Annotated in this window: 12 protein-coding genes; 6 read left to right on the top strand and 6 right to left on the bottom strand. The window is 68.5% G+C overall.

From position 1 onward, the window contains the following. Positions 1-36: 36 nt before the first annotated feature. Positions 37-513, bottom strand: coding sequence for a DUF2938 domain-containing protein (locus GGC47_RS21445; RefSeq protein WP_142022834.1), 477 nt, complete (start codon positions 511-513; stop codon positions 37-39). A gap of 200 nt (positions 514-713) precedes the next feature. Between GGC47_RS21445 and GGC47_RS21440 the strand changes: the two genes are divergently transcribed. From GGC47_RS21440 to GGC47_RS21420, 5 genes are all read left to right on the top strand, one after another. After that, positions 714-1796 (top strand): ROK family protein, encoded by a 1083-nt coding sequence (locus GGC47_RS21440; protein WP_142022833.1) that lies wholly within the window; start codon positions 714-716, stop codon positions 1794-1796. A gap of 255 nt (positions 1797-2051) precedes the next feature. Beyond that, positions 2052-4712: a DUF3772 domain-containing protein gene (locus tag GGC47_RS21435; protein ID WP_429068670.1), complete on the top strand. Its 2661-nt coding sequence runs from the start codon at positions 2052-2054 to the stop codon at positions 4710-4712. A 145-nt stretch (positions 4713-4857) separates the two neighbouring features. Then, positions 4858-5343 carry a CAP domain-containing protein gene (locus GGC47_RS21430; RefSeq protein WP_038362846.1) on the top strand — a complete coding sequence of 162 codons (486 nt, stop codon included), beginning with the start codon at positions 4858-4860 and terminating at the stop codon, positions 5341-5343. A gap of 112 nt (positions 5344-5455) precedes the next feature. Then, the gene (locus tag GGC47_RS21425) at positions 5456-6661 is read left to right on the top strand and encodes a winged helix-turn-helix domain-containing protein (protein WP_142022830.1); all 1206 of its coding nucleotides are present in this window, start codon (positions 5456-5458) and stop codon (positions 6659-6661) included. A gap of 112 nt (positions 6662-6773) precedes the next feature. Next, positions 6774-7478 (top strand): DUF930 domain-containing protein, encoded by a 705-nt coding sequence (locus tag GGC47_RS21420; RefSeq protein WP_370955624.1) that lies wholly within the window; start codon positions 6774-6776, stop codon positions 7476-7478. A 7-nt stretch (positions 7479-7485) separates the two neighbouring features. Here GGC47_RS21420 and mutT read toward each other — a convergent pair whose 3' ends face one another. The 5 genes from mutT to GGC47_RS21395 all read right to left on the bottom strand — a co-directional run bounded on the left by mutT (position 7486) and on the right by GGC47_RS21395 (position 11593). After that, complete coding sequence (gene mutT / locus GGC47_RS21415; RefSeq protein ID WP_185748012.1) at positions 7486-7890, bottom strand: 8-oxo-dGTP diphosphatase MutT; 405 nt, start codon at positions 7888-7890, stop codon at positions 7486-7488. 11 nt (positions 7891-7901) lie between these two features. Next, positions 7902-8417 carry a carboxypeptidase regulatory-like domain-containing protein gene (locus tag GGC47_RS21410; protein WP_429068669.1) on the bottom strand — a complete coding sequence of 172 codons (516 nt, stop codon included), beginning with the start codon at positions 8415-8417 and terminating at the stop codon, positions 7902-7904. Then, positions 8414-9343: a DMT family transporter gene (locus tag GGC47_RS21405; RefSeq protein WP_185748011.1), complete on the bottom strand. Its 930-nt coding sequence runs from the start codon at positions 9341-9343 to the stop codon at positions 8414-8416. Before GGC47_RS21405 ends, GGC47_RS21410 begins: the two co-directional genes overlap by 4 nt. Further along, complete coding sequence (gene argJ / locus GGC47_RS21400) at positions 9324-10574, bottom strand: bifunctional glutamate N-acetyltransferase/amino-acid acetyltransferase ArgJ (protein WP_038362842.1); 1251 nt, start codon at positions 10572-10574, stop codon at positions 9324-9326. The genes GGC47_RS21405 and argJ overlap by 20 nt, the downstream gene beginning before the upstream one ends. A 161-nt stretch (positions 10575-10735) precedes the next feature. Further along, positions 10736-11593, bottom strand: a complete 858-nt coding sequence (locus GGC47_RS21395) for a peptidylprolyl isomerase (RefSeq protein ID WP_429068668.1) — start codon at positions 11591-11593, stop codon at positions 10736-10738. Between the two features lie 375 nt (positions 11594-11968). Between GGC47_RS21395 and secA the strand changes: the two genes are divergently transcribed. Continuing rightward, complete coding sequence (gene secA / locus GGC47_RS21390; RefSeq protein ID WP_142022827.1) at positions 11969-14755, top strand: preprotein translocase subunit SecA; 2787 nt, start codon at positions 11969-11971, stop codon at positions 14753-14755. Positions 14756-14824 lie beyond the last annotated feature (69 nt).

Raw genomic sequence — 14824 nt, 5'->3', positions numbered from 1 at the left:
TTCTCGGGCTTGACCCGAGAATGACGGCGCAATGCCTCAACGGATCAGCAGCGCCGTGCCGTAGAGGCCGATGGCGAAGACCGTATGCCCGACGATGTTGAGCAGGCGGATCTGGTTGGCGTTCGGGCGCTTCGAGGCGGCGATGCCCATGCCCATGCCCGGCTGCAGGATGAACCAGCCGCAGCCCACCGTCGCGAGCCCGACGATCAGCGCCGGCAGAAAGGTCGGGTTGCGCGCCCAGCCCATGCCCCAGACCACCAGCACGATGCCGGCGAAGAGGATGCCGACGAGGTAGTGGAAGAGCCAGCCCAGCGCGACCTCGTTGGCGACCGGCTCGGCCTTGCCGATATCCTCATGCACGACGCGCCCGCGCAGCAGATGCGCGAACCACCGCCCCGGCGGACCCCAGTTCGGCTTCGGCATGCCGAAGAGCCGCAGGAGCTGCGCCCAGAGATCGAACAGGATGGTCGCGCCGATGCCGATGACGACCGCGCGATAGATCAGATCCGCCAAATCTCGTCCCCCCAAAACTCTCGCCCCCAAAAACCGGCGATCTTCGCTGCCCTCCTCGTTGGAGCGGCGATCGCCGCCGCGGTCAACCGGCCGGAGGCGCCCCCGACGCAGCCGCGGCCTGCGGAAGACGCATCCGGCCCGCACCGGAACCTCGCGGCGGGCGCGGTGTTGCCTCCGGAGAGATCGCAAGAGGAGAACACATGGCTGGGGCAACGGCAGAGAAGACGCGCAGTGCCGGCGCGACGGGTCCGCACGGGGCGGCGGAGCTGCCTTCCGTCATCGTCACCAGCTACAATCTCGAAATCCGCGACGAGGACGGCTTCGTCGGCGACAAGGCGAGCCGCAGCGCCTTCGTCGAGCATCTCGATGCGCTGCGGCAGCATCTGAAGAAGAACGGCGACGACCCGCTCAAGGGCAAGACCGCCGAGATCAGCAAGAAGGAGCTCGATGCGCTGCTGAAGGAGGGCGACGCCACCGAGGCCGCCCTCGTCCTCGGCGCGGTCGAGGGTTTCGCCCAGTCGCTCGCCTTCGTCATCCGCCGCTTCACCCGGCTGAAGAACTGGGCCGAGGTCGAGCGCATCGTCGTGGGCGGCGGCTTTCGCGAGAGCCGCATCGGCGAACTCGCCATCGCGCGCGCCGCCATCATCCTGCGCACGGAGGGCCGCGACATCGACCTCGTCCCGATCCGTCACCACCCGGACGAGGCCGGGCTCGTCGGCAGCGCGCATCTCGCGCCGAAATGGATCTTCGAGGCTTTCGACAGCCTCGTCGCCGTCGATATCGGCGGCTCCAACATCCGCGCCGGCATCGTCGAGCTCCGGCAGAAGAAGGCGCCCGATCTGGGCAAGGCCCGCGTCTGGAAATCCGAGCTCTGGCGCCATGCCGACGAAGAGACGAGCCGCGACGAGGCGATCAAACGTCTGGGCCGGATGCTCAAGGAACAGATCGAGCAGGCCGAGAAGGAAGGCTTGCGGGTCGCGCCCTTCATCGGCATCGGCTGCCCCGGCCTGATCGAGCCCGACGGGAGCATCGACCGCGGCGCCCAGAACCTGCCGGGCAACTGGGAGAGCAGCCGCTTCAACCTCGTCGCCAGCGTGCGCGAGCTGGTGCCCCGGATCGGCGAGCACGACACCGAGATCGTCATGCACAACGACGCCGTCATCCAGGGGCTGAGCGAGATGCCGGCGATGCAGGACGTGGAGAATTGGGCCGTGCTCACGATCGGCACAGGGCTGGGCAATGCGAGCTATCGCAACCGCGACAAGGTGAAGAAGAAGGGCTGACGATCCGGTTCGGCAAGACGGGCCCTCGTCCTGAGAGCCGCGCAGCGGAGAAAAAGCGCAGCCCTGCCATCTTCAGGTCGCCTTTGCCGGTGAAGACGCGGCATGGCGTCCGGTTCGGGCGCGATCCAGCAAAGGAATTGCGGGAGTCTTGCCTTGCCGGCAGTCGAAAAGCGGCCTTCGTCTTGCCTTGAGCCCGTGGCTGTGCCGAGGCTCGGGAGCGATACGAATCACCCTCAGGAGCGGGGCCGCCCGACCATGACCACTGAGCTGGCGCCGCGCTTTCGGCACGCTATGCGTGCTCTGCTCGCCCTCTGCGTGCTGACGCTGGCGCTCGCCGCCGGGCAGCCGGGCGCGCAGGCCCAGCAACCCGCGCCGGCGCCGACCGGCGCTCCGGTCGATCCCAACAGCCCGCGCGGGCGCCTCGATGCGGTCCGGCTCGAACTCTCGCAGATCGAGACGACCCTGACGCGCCCGGACCTCAGCGATGCCGAATTGCAGCGGCAGCGCGTCCGTTTGCAGCCCTCGCTCGACCAGCTTCGCCTCGTCATCGAGCAGCAGGGCCCGCTGGTCGACCAGGCCAAGCTCAAGCTCGACCAGCTCGGCCCGAAGCCGGACGACAAGGCCCCGCCCGAATCCGCCGAGATCGCCCGCGAGCGCGAGGCCCGGACCAAGGCCTATGCCGATGCCGACGAGACGCTGAAGATCGCCCGCGCCGCGCTGCTCCAGGCGGAGCAGTTGCAGAGCACCATCGGCGACAAGCGCCGCGAGATCTTCGCCACGACCCTCTTCGCCGCCGGCCCCTCCGTGCTCAGCCCCGATGTCTGGGGCAACGCGGTGGCAACGGCGCCCGAGGACCTGCGCGCCTCGGGCTATGTCTTCGGCGGCTGGCTCTCCGGCGTCTCGGATGCGCTTTCGGGCACGCGCGGCGGCATTCTCGCGCTCGCGCTGATCGGCGCCATCCTGCTCTACTGGGCCCGCGCCCGCTATCTGCCGCGCTTCAAAGCCCGCTACGCCAACACCCAGGACACCGGCAGCCTGCATTGCCTCTACGTGGCGCTGGCGCATATCGTCGCCGGCGCCGCGCCGCCGGCTCTGGCGAGCTGGCTGCTCTACAAGGCGCTCAGCACCACCGGCCTGCTGCCGGAGCGCATCCAGCCGGTGATCTGGGCGGTGGTGATGGGGCTGGCCTTCGTCGCCTTCGTGCAGGCCCTCGCCGATGCGGTGTTCGCACCCTCGAGCCCGCAGCGGCGCCTGATCCGCGTGCTCGACGACACCGCCCGCAGCGTCGTCTGGATCGCGAGCGCGCTGGCGCTGGTGACGGCGGTCGGAAAGGTCTTCGAGGCCTGGCTGCAGGCCATCGCCGCCGGCCTCGCCATCTCGATCATCGTCAAGGCGCTCTTCGCGATCCTCTTCGCGCTGGCGCTGATCGCGGGGCTCTACCGGATCCGGGACGACGAGGATGTCGAGCAGGAAGCCTGCCTCGGCCCCTATGTCCCGGTCGATGGCGCGAGCCTCGGCCCGCTTCGCATCCTCGGCTGGATCATCGGCCTCGCCATCATCGCGGCCGCGCTCAGCGGCTATATCGTCTTCGCCTCCTTCCTGGCCCAGCAGGCGCTCTGGCTCGGCATCGTCGCCTGCCTCTATCTGCTGACGCATCAATTCGTCGATCTCGGCATCCCGCGTCTCTTGACCGGCAACGGGCGGCTGGCGCTGACGCTGCGCGCCGGCGTCGGCCTGCGCGCGGCCACGCTCGACAAGATCGCGGTGCTCGGCGCCGGGGTGCTGAAGCTGCTTCTGCTCTTCGTGACGCTGCTGCTGGTGCTGGCGCCCTGGGGGCTGGAATCCTCGGATTTCCTGGGTTCGCTGCGCGCCGCCTTCTTCGGCTTCCAGGTCGGCGGCGTCACCGTCTCGGTCTCGACCATCGTCGTCGGCGCCGTCGTCTTCGCCTTGGGCATCGCCGCGACCCGGACCTTGCAGCGCTGGCTCGACAACAAATTCCTGCCGACGACGCATCTCGACCCCGGCCTGCGCAACTCGATCACCACCGCCGCCGGCTATTTCGGCTACATCGCCGCCGTCGCCATCGCCGTCTCGGCGGTGGGCCTGAGCCTGGAACGGCTGACGCTGGTCGCCTCGGCGCTCTCGGTCGGTATCGGTTTCGGCCTGCAGTCGGTGGTGTCGAACTTCGTCTCGGGCCTGATCCTGCTCTGGGAGCGGCCGATCCGGGTCGGCGACCAGGTCGTGGTCGGCGACGTCGAGGGCATCGTCAAACGCATCAATGTGCGCTCGACCGAGATCGCGACCTTCGACCGCTCCTCGGTCATCGTCCCGAACTCGAACCTCATCTCCGGCGTGGTGCGCAACCGCGTTCGCAGCGACCGCACCGGCCGGGTGCTGATCGCGCTCACCGTGCCGCGCACGCTCGATGCCGGCCAGGTCCGCGCCATGCTCTCGGAGGTCGCGAGCAATCATGGCGACGTGCTACAGAAGCCGCCGCCGGCCGTGATGTTCAAGAAAATCGGCACCACGACCATGGATTTCGAGCTGATCTGCGTCGTCGCCGACGTCGAGATCACCGGCCGGGTCAACAGCGACCTCAACTTCGCCATCCAGAAGCGCCTCACCGAGCTCGAGCCGCCGGCCGATACGCCGCAATTGCTGGTGAAGGGGCTCGACGGCGTCGAGCACTCGCTGGGCGAGATCGCCGCTGCCGTCGGCCGCGGTCGTGAGGCGCAGCGCAAGGCCGCCGCGGGCGCCGGCAAGCCGGCGGCAAACGGCAAGACCGCCGTGGTGCAACCGCGACGGGCCCGGGCCGCCACGCCCGACGCGGACGAAACGCAGGACGAGGACAAGCCGGATACGAAGCCGCTTCCCCTCCCCGATCTCGCCAATGCCAAGGACAGCGACAAGGAATGACCGGATGCCCAAAGCATTTGCGAGCGAAGTGGACACTGGTTTGCGTCGAGACCATGCGCCGGAACAAGGAACTGAGGCCATTCCGCACTTCGGGGGATCGCGGAATGGCCGCAGCCTCCTGCGCCGCCTCGCGGGCCAGCGCGCCATGACCTGCCCCGCCGCCATCGCCGGCGCGCTCGCCCTGCTCGGCGTCGCCGGCTGCACGGAGCCGCAGCGCCAGGCCCAGCCCGCCTTCTATCGCGACCTCGGCTCGACCTCGGCCAAGGTCGATGCCGAGCAGGCCCGCGCCATGATCTCGGCCTACCGCATGAACGCCGGCCTCGGCACGCTGGCGCTCGACCCCTCCCTCGACGAGGCGGCCCAGCGCGAGGCCGAGGCGATGGCCCGCTCCGACAAGCCGGCGCAGGCCGATGCGGTGAAGGCACGGCTCGCCAAGGAGGGCGTGCCCGGCGCCGAGGCCAATCTCTCGGCCGGCTACCGGCGTCTGGCGGAGGCCTTCTCCGGCTGGCGCGACTCGCCCCAGCACGACCGCGTCATGAAGGACGCGAAGGCGAAGCGCATGGGCATCGCCACGGCCTATGCGCCGGGCTCCAAGTACCAGGTCTACTGGGCCCTGATCGTCGCGCCCTGAGGCCCGGCGTCGCGGCTGCTCGAGGATCCGCCATGCGGCTCCCGCCAGCCGCTGTCAGCGGAGAAGCCCGCGCCCTCTTACGAAGCGCCGGCGCGGTGGCTAGCTTGCATCCATGCCGCCTCGCCCCCGCAAGCCGCTCGCCCTCTCCGCCGAACAGGCCCGCCGTATCTGGCTCGCGGCCCAGCGGCTCGACCGGCGCGCACCCTTCGGCTCGGGCCCCGAAGCGACGCGGGCCGCCGTCGAGCATCTCGGCTATGTCCAGATCGACACGATCAACGTGATCGAGCGCTGCCACCATCATATCCTCTACGCCCGCATCCCCGCTTATCGCCGCAGCGACCTCGCCCAGGCGCAATCGGTCGAGAAGAGCGTCTTCGAATACTGGACGCATGCGCTCTCCTATGTCCCCACCCGCGACATCCGCTATGTCCTGCCGGAGATGAAGGCGCATCGCGAGGAGCCGAAGCGCTGGTCGGCCGTCGGCTCCCGCGAGGAAACCCGCAAGCTGCTGCGCCGCATCCGCCGGGACGGCGCCCTCTCCATCCGCGACATCGAGGAGGAGCTGATCGAGAAGGCCCATCTCTGGGCCAGCAAGAAGCCCTCGAAGGGCCTGCTGGAGCGCGCCTTCTACGATGGCGAGCTGGTGATCTCCGCCCGCACCGGCATGGTGAAGACCTATGAATTGTTCGACCGGCATTTCCAGTGGGAGAAGCGGCCGACGCCGGCGAGCGAGCGGCAGGTTGCCGCCTACAAGCTCGACCGGGCGCTGAGGGCGCAGGGGCTCGTCAGCCTCGATTCCGCCTGCCATCTCGACGCGCCCAGCAAGAAGGCGGTGGCCGCGCAGATCGCCGGCCGGGTCAGGCGCAAGGAGCTCGTGCCCGTCGCGATCGAGGGCGCCGGCAAGCAGGTCCACTGGGCGGCGCCGGAAGCGCTGGAGACGGTGCCGGAGCCGCCGGAGCCCGACCTGATCCATATTCTCTCGCCCTTCGACCCCCTGGTGATCCAGCGCAAGCGCGCGAAGCTGTTCTTCGACTACGCCCATGTCTTCGAGGCCTATCTGCGCCCCGAGAACCGCGTCTACGGCTATTTCGGCCTGCCGGTGCTGGCAGGGGACCGGATCGTCGCCGTGCTCGACCTCAAGACCGATCGCGCCGCCGGCAAGCTCCTGATACAACGCTGGACCTGGCTCGATGGCTTCGAGGCGCCCGCCCTCAAGACCGCCATCGAGGAGGAGTTGCAGCGTTTTGAGCGCTTTCAGCTCGGCCGCGACGAGGCGGAACCCGTTCCGGCCGAGGTCGACACAAAAATGCCGGCTTGATCGCGGCTGTTCCCCGGCGAAGGGCGAGGCGCGAAACCGGATGATGGCGATATTCCGACCGGGCGATTCTGTTCGCGGCACATCTGCCCGCGGCAAGGCCCTGCCCTGAACCATGCCATCGGCGCCTCGGTCACGAGCTGCGACGCTGGCGCCGGGACTGCCGGCTGCCGCGATCCTGCATGCCGCGCTGATCGCCTGGCTCGCTTCAGTCGCGATCCAGCAATTCGACATCGCCCCCATCGCCGAGCAGAGCGTCGAGGTCGAGTTGCAGACATCCGAGCAATTCGAGGCGCTGACCCGGCCGCAACCGCCGGCACCGCCCGCCCCGACCGCGCCTGTCCCGGACATCGCGCCGCCGCTCGCCGCCCCGCCTGCTCCCGCAACCCCTGCCGCGCCGGCACCGAGCCCTCCCGCCCCGGTCGCGGCGGACGGGATGGTCCACCCGCCGCGCATGCTCTCGCAGCGTGTGCTGGCCGATCCGCGCAGCCGCGACGCCCTCGCCATGCTGCCGCGCCTCGCCCCCGACGAGCGGGTCGAGCAGCTCTGCGGTTTGGAAGCGATGGGGCAGATCCATGACTGGCAGCGCAGTTTCGAGCCCGACCGCGTCACTGCCTATGCCCTGGCGGGCACCAAGCTTTCAGGCCAGGTCCTGACCGCCGAGGGGGCCGCCTTCCGCAGCGGGCAGCGCTGGTATGGGCTGCGCTTCGCCTGCACGCTCTCTCCCGATCTGAAGCGCGTCACCGCCTTCGCCTTCCATGTCGGCGATCCCATCCCGCGAGATCGCTGGGAGGCGCTCGGCCTGCCGGCCGTGCATTGAGCGGGGCTTACGCTCCGAGCAGGTCGACCAGCGGCGGAATCAGCGGTTCGTCGGCCGGCGGCATGGCGAGATCGCGCAGCTTGCCGGGGCGAACCCATTTCAGCGCCTGCGCCTCCCGCGAGGCGGGCGAGCCCTCCCAGCGTCGGCAGACATAGAGCGGCATCAGCAGATGGAATTCGGGATAGGCATAGCTGGCGAAGGTCAGCGGCGCGAGGCACTCCTCCTTCACGGTGATGCCGAGCTCCTCGTGCAGCTCGCGGATCAGCGCCGGCTCCGGCCGCTCGCCCGGCTCCAACTTGCCGCCGGGGAACTCCCAGAGCCCGGCGAGCGCCTTGCCCTCCGGTCGCTGGGTGACGAGGATGCGGTTGTCGGCATCGATCAGCGCGCAGGCGACGACGAGAAGCAGTTTCACGGGGACAGGACTCAGTTGCCGGAGAGGATGACCTGGACGGGCTCGGTTTCCTTGCCCGTCAGCGTGACGCTGTCATAGACCGAGCCGCCCTCGCGCGAGAAGGCGTCCTCGTCGCCCCAGATCACCTGAGTGCTGACGAAATAGCTGCCGGGCGCCACCTTGTCGAAGCTGAAGCGGCCATTGGCCTCCGCCTTGGTGGTGCGGGTGTATTCGCTATAGGCGGGATCGACCGCGTCATCGGCCGGGTAGGCGCGGTGCGGAACATATTTGCCCTTGCCGTAGAAATTGGCGAAGCGCTCGCGGGCGAAGGCCGTCGCCGGGATCAGGCGCACCACCTGCCCGGCAGCGTTGACCACCGTGCCGCTCGGCCTGGTGCGGAAGGCGTGGCCGACGATGACCCCGTTGCCGCTCTGCTTGATGAAGGCGGCCTCCTCGGTCGAGAAGGCCGCCGTCGCCGGCTTGCGTTCGACGCAACCGGCCATGATGGCTGCGGCCAGCGCCGCCGCCGCGAATAGCCCGATCCTCATGCAGCCCCCAGCTTGCGCGGCGCCGTCGTGACCAGGAAGACGCCGGCCAGGATGATGCAGCCACCGAGAACCTGCCGCAACTCCAAAGCCTCGCGCAGGACGACGACGCCGAGGATCACCGCCACCGTCGGCACAAGATAGCCGGTCATCGCCGCCCGGGTCGGCCCCGCCGCCCGGATCAACCGCATGAACACCGTGACCGGGATCGCCGTGGCGAAGATGCCGAGCGCCAGCATCACCGGCAGATGCGAGCCGAGCGGCAGGAAGGCCGAGGGGCCCAGGATGGCGAGCGTCAGCCCCGTCGCGATCACGCCGGAGAACATCTGCTGACCGAGCGCCAGCCGGGCCGGATCCCCGATCGCGGCCGGGACCGTCCGGACATAGAGGTTCGCGACGGCGTAGCTCAATGTCGCGCCGATCATCGCGACGACGCTGAGCGCCGTGCCGCCGCCCTCGAACAGGCGCGGGCCGATCAGCAGCGCGACCCCGGCCATGCCGAGCAGGATGCCGCCGAGCCTGCGCCGGCTCAGCCTCTCCTCGGCGAAGACGAGATGCGCGACGAGCGCGGTGACGAGCGGGCCCGCCGCCTGGATCATCGCCGCCGGGCCGCTGGCGAGCTGGATCAGCGCATAGCCGACGAGCACGTTCGGCAGCCAGCCATTGGTGGTGCCGAGCATGATCCAGGGCAGAATCTCGGCCCGGCGCGGCAGCGGGCTGCGCCCGCGGCCCAGGCTCCACAACGACAGCACGGCGGCGCCGAGCAAGCCCCGGCTGGCGGCGATCGCCAGCGCCGAAACCTCCCCGCTCATCAACTTGATGAACAGGTAGCTCGATCCCCAGAGCAGGGAGCAGATCAGCAGGTTGACGGCGATGAAGCTGCGGCTTGGATCGGCCGGAAGCGGCCGCTCAGGAGCGGTAATCGCCATTGATCTCGACATAGGCCTTGGTCAGGTCGCAGGTCCAGACCGTGGCCTTGCCGCGCCCGATGCCGAGATCGGCGGTGATGACGATCGTATCGCCCTTCATGTAGTTCGACACGGCCTGCTCGTCATAGGACGGGGCGCGGGCGCCCTGCTTCGCCACGACGATGTCGCCGAAGCCGATGTCGAGCCTGTCGCGATCGGCCGGCTCGCCGGCCTTGCCGACCGCCATGACGACGCGGCCCCAATTGGCGTCCTCGCCGGCGATCGCGGTCTTGACCAGCGGGGAGTTGGCGATCGAGAGCGCGACGCGCTTGGCCGAGCGGGCCGAGGCCGCGCCGCTGACGCGCACCTCGACGAATTTCCGCGCGCCCTCGCCGTCCTTGCAGACGAGATGGGCGAGCTCGAGCAGGATGGAGTTCAGCGCCCGCTTGAAGCCCGAGAGCCGGGCATCATTGACCTCGGTGATCTCCGGCACGCCGCGCGCCGCCGCCTTGCCGGTGGCGAAGAGCATCAGCGTGTCCGAGGTCGAGGTGTCGCTGTCGACGGTGACGGCGTTGAACGAGCCCTTCACGCCCTTCGACAGCAGCGCCTGCAGCACGGGGGCGGCGATCGGCGCATCGGTGAAGACGAAGGAGAGCATCGTCGCCATGTCCGGCGCGATCATGCCGGCGCCCTTGGCGATGCCGGCGATCACGACCTCCTTGCCGTCGATCTTGGCCTTGCGGGTCAGAGCCTTCGGGAAGGTGTCGGTGGTCATGATCGCCTTGGCGGCGTCGATCCAGGGGCCGTCCGCGGCGCGCTTGGCGCAATCGTCGAGCACGCCCTTGAACTTGGTCGCGTCGAGCGGCTCGCCGATCACGCCGGTCGAGGCGATGAAGACCTCCTGCGGCTGGCAGCCGGCGGCCTTGGCGGCGATCTCGGCCGTCAGCTTGACCGAGTCACGCCCCTTCAGGCCGGTGAAGGCGTTGGCGTTGCCGGAATTGACGACGATGGCGCGGGCGGAGCCCTGCTTCAGGTTCTCGCGACACCAGTCGACCGGGGCGGACGGGCATTTCGAGCGGGTGAAGACGCCGGCGACCTGCGTGCCCTGATCGAGCAGCGCGAACCAGACATCCTGGCGGCCCTTGTAGCGGATGCCGGCCTCGGCGGTCGCGAAGCGCACGCCCGGAACCGGCGGAACCTTGGGCTGGCGCTTCGGCGCGAGCGGGGAAACGGGGACATCCTTGCCGGCCATCGGGCTTCCTCCTGCGGGACACTGCTCGAAGACCGGCGAATCGTCCGCTCGCCGGGCAGTGCGTCTCGTTCGAGAGTCCCTCTGCCGCAGGCCGATGACGAAAACAAGAAGGGCGGCCGCAAGGGCCGCCCTCCAAAATCGCGTAGTCGGGCGCGAAACGCTCAGTTCTTCTTCGGCTCGGCCGGCTTGGCAGCGTCCGGAGCCGGGGCAGCCGGCGGAGCCGGCTTGTCGAGGCGCTCGACCTTGGCCTTCTCGCGCAGCGCCAGCACGGTGTCCTGCTGGGCCTTGCGCTCGAGATACTGGTCGATCTGCGGCTTCACCGCGGCGAAGTCCGGCAGCGGCTTCGAGCGCTTGTCCTCGAGCTTGATGACGTGCCAGCCGAACTGGCTCTTCACCGGCACTGAGACCTCGCCCTTGTTGAGCTTGAAGGCGGCCTCGGCGAATTCCGGCACCATGCGGTCCTTGGTGAACCAGCCGAGATCGCCGCCCTCCTTGCCCGAGCCCGGATCCTTCGAGACGTCGGCGGCGACCTTGGCGAAATCCTCGCCCTTCTTCAGCCGCTCCTCGACCGCCTTGGCCTGGTCCTCGGTCTCGACGAGGATGTGGCGGGCATGCGCCTCCTCCTCGGGGGCCATCGCCTTGGTGGTGTCGTCATAGAGCTTCTTGGCGGCTTCCGGGGTCACGGCCTTCTTGCCGACGCCGGAGAGATACTGATCGAGCATCACCTTCTCGCGGTAATAGCCGAGGCGCGCGGCGAATTCCGGCGTATCGGCGACCTTGGCCTCGGCCGCGGCCTTGGCGCCGAGCTTGAGGTCGACGAGATAGTTGATGACCTCGTCGCGCTTGCGGTCTTCGGGGAGCTGGGCGAGGCGCTCGCCGAGATCCTCCGTCGCGAGCTGGACCTCCTGCTCCGTGATCGGGATGCCGTCGACCTTGGCGACGACCTTGTCGGCCTGGGCAAAAGCCGGTCCCGCCAGCAGCGCGAAGCCGAGAGCGGCGATGAGACGGGTGGATTTCATGAAAACGGCCTTTCCCATAGAGAGCCGAAGACGCGACCTGGCGCTGCACTGCCAGTTGAACGCGGCAAAGGCAAGGCGGTTCAGGGGGTTCCCGGCGCGGATCGCGCATCATCCGGAGGCAAGCGGCGCCGCGCCGCTCGCGGCCATGCCTTCCGCGCGGCCGACGCCCTTGGAAGCGGCCGGGCAAAACCCCACATGGTCGGGAAATCTCTTGCCGTTTTGCCCGCTCTTGGACGAAACGCATGCTGGACCATGCCCGCGCACGCGTCTAAACACGCGGTCGCAATTCGAGAATACCGCGGCCTGCCGGCCCGGGCGCGAAACCCGAGGGGCCGCGCCGGCCGGTGGACCGAGACATCACCTGAAAGGCCCAACATGCTTGGCGCGCTCGCAAAGAAGATCTTCGGCTCGTCGAATGACCGCCGCGTCAAGGGCTACCAGCCCCGCGTCGCGGCGATCAACGCCCTGGAGAACGACATCGCCGCGCTGAGCGACGAGGCGCTCAAGGCCCGTACCGACGAATTCCGGCAGCAGCTCGCCAATGGCGCCAAGCTCGACGACCTGCTGGTGCCGGCCTTCGCCACGGTGCGCGAGGCGGCCAAGCGCGTGCTCGGCCAGCGCCCCTACGACGTCCAGCTCGTCGGCGGCATGGTGCTGCACGAGGGCGCCATCGCCGAGATGAAGACCGGCGAGGGCAAGACGCTGGTCGCGACGCTCCCGACCTATCTCAACGCCCTCGAAGGCAAGGGCGTCCATGTCGTCACCGTCAACGACTACCTCGCCCGGCGCGACGCCGAGTGGATGGCGAAGCTCTACAACTTCCTCGGCCTGACCGTCGGCACCATCGTCCACGGCCTCGACGACGAGGAGCGCCAGCGCGCCTATGCCTGCGACATCACCTACGGCACCAACAACGAATTCGGCTTCGACTACCTCCGCGACAACATGAAGTACGATGTCGCGCAGATGAGCCAGCGCGGCCACCACTTCGCCATCGTCGACGAGGTCGACTCGATCCTGGTCGACGAAGCCCGTACGCCGCTGATCATCTCCGGCCCGCTCGACGACAAGTCGGACCTTTATGTTTCGATCGACAAGGTGCTGCCCGGCCTCGTCCCGACCGATTACGAGGTCGACGAGAAGCAGCGCACGGTAGCGCTGACCGAAGCCGGCAACGAGCATATCGAGGAGTTGCTGCGGCAGGCCGGCATCCTGACCGAGGGCGACCTCTACGACGCCCACAACATCACCATCGTCCACCACGTCAACCAGGCGCTGAGGGCCCACGCCCTCTTCACCCGCGACAAGGACTACATCGTCCGCAACGACGAGGTCGTGATCATCGACGAGTTCACCGGCCGCATGATGCCGGGCCGGCGCTATTCGGAAGGGCTCCATCAGGCGCTCGAGGCCAAGGAGCACGTCACCGTCCAGCCCGAGAACGCGACGCTCGCCTCGATCACCTTCCAGAACTATTTCCGCCTCTACAGGAAGCTCGCCGGCATGACCGGCACGGCCGCGACCGAAGCGGACGAGTTCTTCCAGATCTACAAGCTCGAGGTCGTCGAGATCCCGACCAACCTCCCGATCTCCCGCAAGGACGAGGACGACGAGGTCTATCGCACCTTCGAGGAGAAGGTCCGCGGCGTCATCCGCGAGATCAAGCAGGCGCAGGAGAACGGCCAGCCGGTGCTCGTCGGCACCACCTCGATCGAGCGCTCGGAACTTATCGCCGAGATGCTGGAGAAGGCGGGCTACAAGCTCATCGACTTCACCGATCCCACCGCGCTGGAGCCGGTCTACGCCGCCGCCCGCAAGGGCGAGACCGTCAAGGCCTTCGCCGTGCTGAACGCCCGCTTCCACGAGCAGGAAGCCTATATCGTCGCCCAGGCCGGCGTGCCCGGCGCCATCACCATCGCCACCAACATGGCCGGCCGCGGCACCGACATCCAGCTCGGCGGCAATGCCGAGATGCGCATCGCCCACGACCTCGCCGGTATCGAGCCGGGTCCGGAGCGTGACGCGAAGGCCGCCGCCATCCGCGCCGAGGTCGCCGATTTCAAGCAGCGCGTGCTGAAATCGGGCGGGCTCTACATCGTCGGCACCGAGCGCCACGAGAGCCGCCGCATCGACAACCAGCTGCGCGGCCGCGCCGGCCGCCAGGGCGATCCCGGCCGCTCGAAATTCTTCCTGTCGCTGCAGGACGACCTGATGCGCATCTTCGGCTCCGACCGGATGGACGGCATGCTGCAGAAGCTCGGCCTCAAGGAGGACGAGGCGATCGTCCACCCCTGGATCAACAAGGCGGTCGAGAAGGCGCAGGGCAAGGTCGAGGCGCGCAACTTCGACATCCGCAAGAACATCCTGAAATACGACGACGTCATGAACGACCAGCGCAAGGTCGTCTTCGAGCAGCGCCGCGACTTCATGAAGCAGCCGAGCGTGCGCGAAACCATCGACGACATGCGCCAGGGCGTCGCCGAGGACCTCGTCGCCCGCCACATCCCCGAGGAGGCCTATCCCGAGCAGTGGGACACCGCCGGCCTCAAGCAGGAGGTGGTGCAGTACCTCAACCTCGATCTGCCGATCGAGGACTGGGCCAAGGAGGAGGGCATCGCCGACACCGAATTGCGCGAGCGCATCCGCAAGCTCTCCGACGAGGACTATGCCGCCCGCATCGCGCGCAACACCGAAGAGGTCATGACCTATGTCGAGAAGCAGGTGCTCCTGCAGACGCTCGACCATCTCTGGCGCGAGCATCTCGTCACCCTCGACCATCTCAGGCAGGTCATCGGCTGGCGCGGCTATGCCCAGCGCGACCCGCTGCAGGAATACAAGCAGGAGGCCTTCGAGCTCTTCGACGGGCTGATCGGGCAGCTCCGCCAGCAGGTCACCGGCCATCTCTCGCGCGTCGAGGTCCGCTTCGATCAGCCCGAGGAGCAGGCCCCGCTGCAGGTGCAGGATGCGGGCTCGGTGGGCGGTTTCGGCGGCGACTATGGCGGCAGCGGCGGCGTGCAGTTCGCGGCGCTCGGTGCCGACGACACGGCGGTGCTCGACCGCAACCCCGACGATCCCTCGACCTGGGGCAAGGTCGGCCGCAACGAGGCCTGCCCCTGCGGCTCGGGCAAGAAATACAAGCACTGCCACGGCCAGTACGTCTGAAGCAGAATGCTTCCGGTTTCACTTTCGTCATGCCCGGCTCCGGCCGGGCATTGTCGTTTTGGTTCAGCG

The sequence above is a fragment of the Allobosea sp. OAE752 genome (assembly GCF_050433265.1).
GTDB lineage: Bacteria > Pseudomonadota > Alphaproteobacteria > Rhizobiales > Beijerinckiaceae > Allobosea > Allobosea spartocytisi.
This window is presented reverse-complemented; position numbering and strand designations above follow the sequence as displayed.

Coding starts and splice junctions, on each gene's coding strand:
- GGC47_RS21440 (WP_142022833.1), top strand. CDS start 714: ATGGCTGGGGCAACGGCAGAGAAGACGCGCAGTGCCGGCGCGACGGGT.
- GGC47_RS21435 (WP_429068670.1), top strand. CDS start 2,052: ATGACCACTGAGCTGGCGCCGCGCTTTCGGCACGCTATGCGTGCTCTG.
- GGC47_RS21430 (WP_038362846.1), top strand. CDS start 4,858: ATGACCTGCCCCGCCGCCATCGCCGGCGCGCTCGCCCTGCTCGGCGTC.
- GGC47_RS21425 (WP_142022830.1), top strand. CDS start 5,456: ATGCCGCCTCGCCCCCGCAAGCCGCTCGCCCTCTCCGCCGAACAGGCC.
- GGC47_RS21420 (WP_370955624.1), top strand. CDS start 6,774: ATGCCATCGGCGCCTCGGTCACGAGCTGCGACGCTGGCGCCGGGACTG.
- GGC47_RS21410 (WP_429068669.1), bottom strand. CDS start 8,417: ATGAGGATCGGGCTATTCGCGGCGGCGGCGCTGGCCGCAGCCATCATG.
- GGC47_RS21405 (WP_185748011.1), bottom strand. CDS start 9,343: ATGGCGATTACCGCTCCTGAGCGGCCGCTTCCGGCCGATCCAAGCCGC.
- argJ (WP_038362842.1), bottom strand. CDS start 10,574: ATGGCCGGCAAGGATGTCCCCGTTTCCCCGCTCGCGCCGAAGCGCCAG.
- GGC47_RS21395 (WP_429068668.1), bottom strand. CDS start 11,593: ATGAAATCCACCCGTCTCATCGCCGCTCTCGGCTTCGCGCTGCTGGCG.
- secA (WP_142022827.1), top strand. CDS start 11,969: ATGCTTGGCGCGCTCGCAAAGAAGATCTTCGGCTCGTCGAATGACCGC.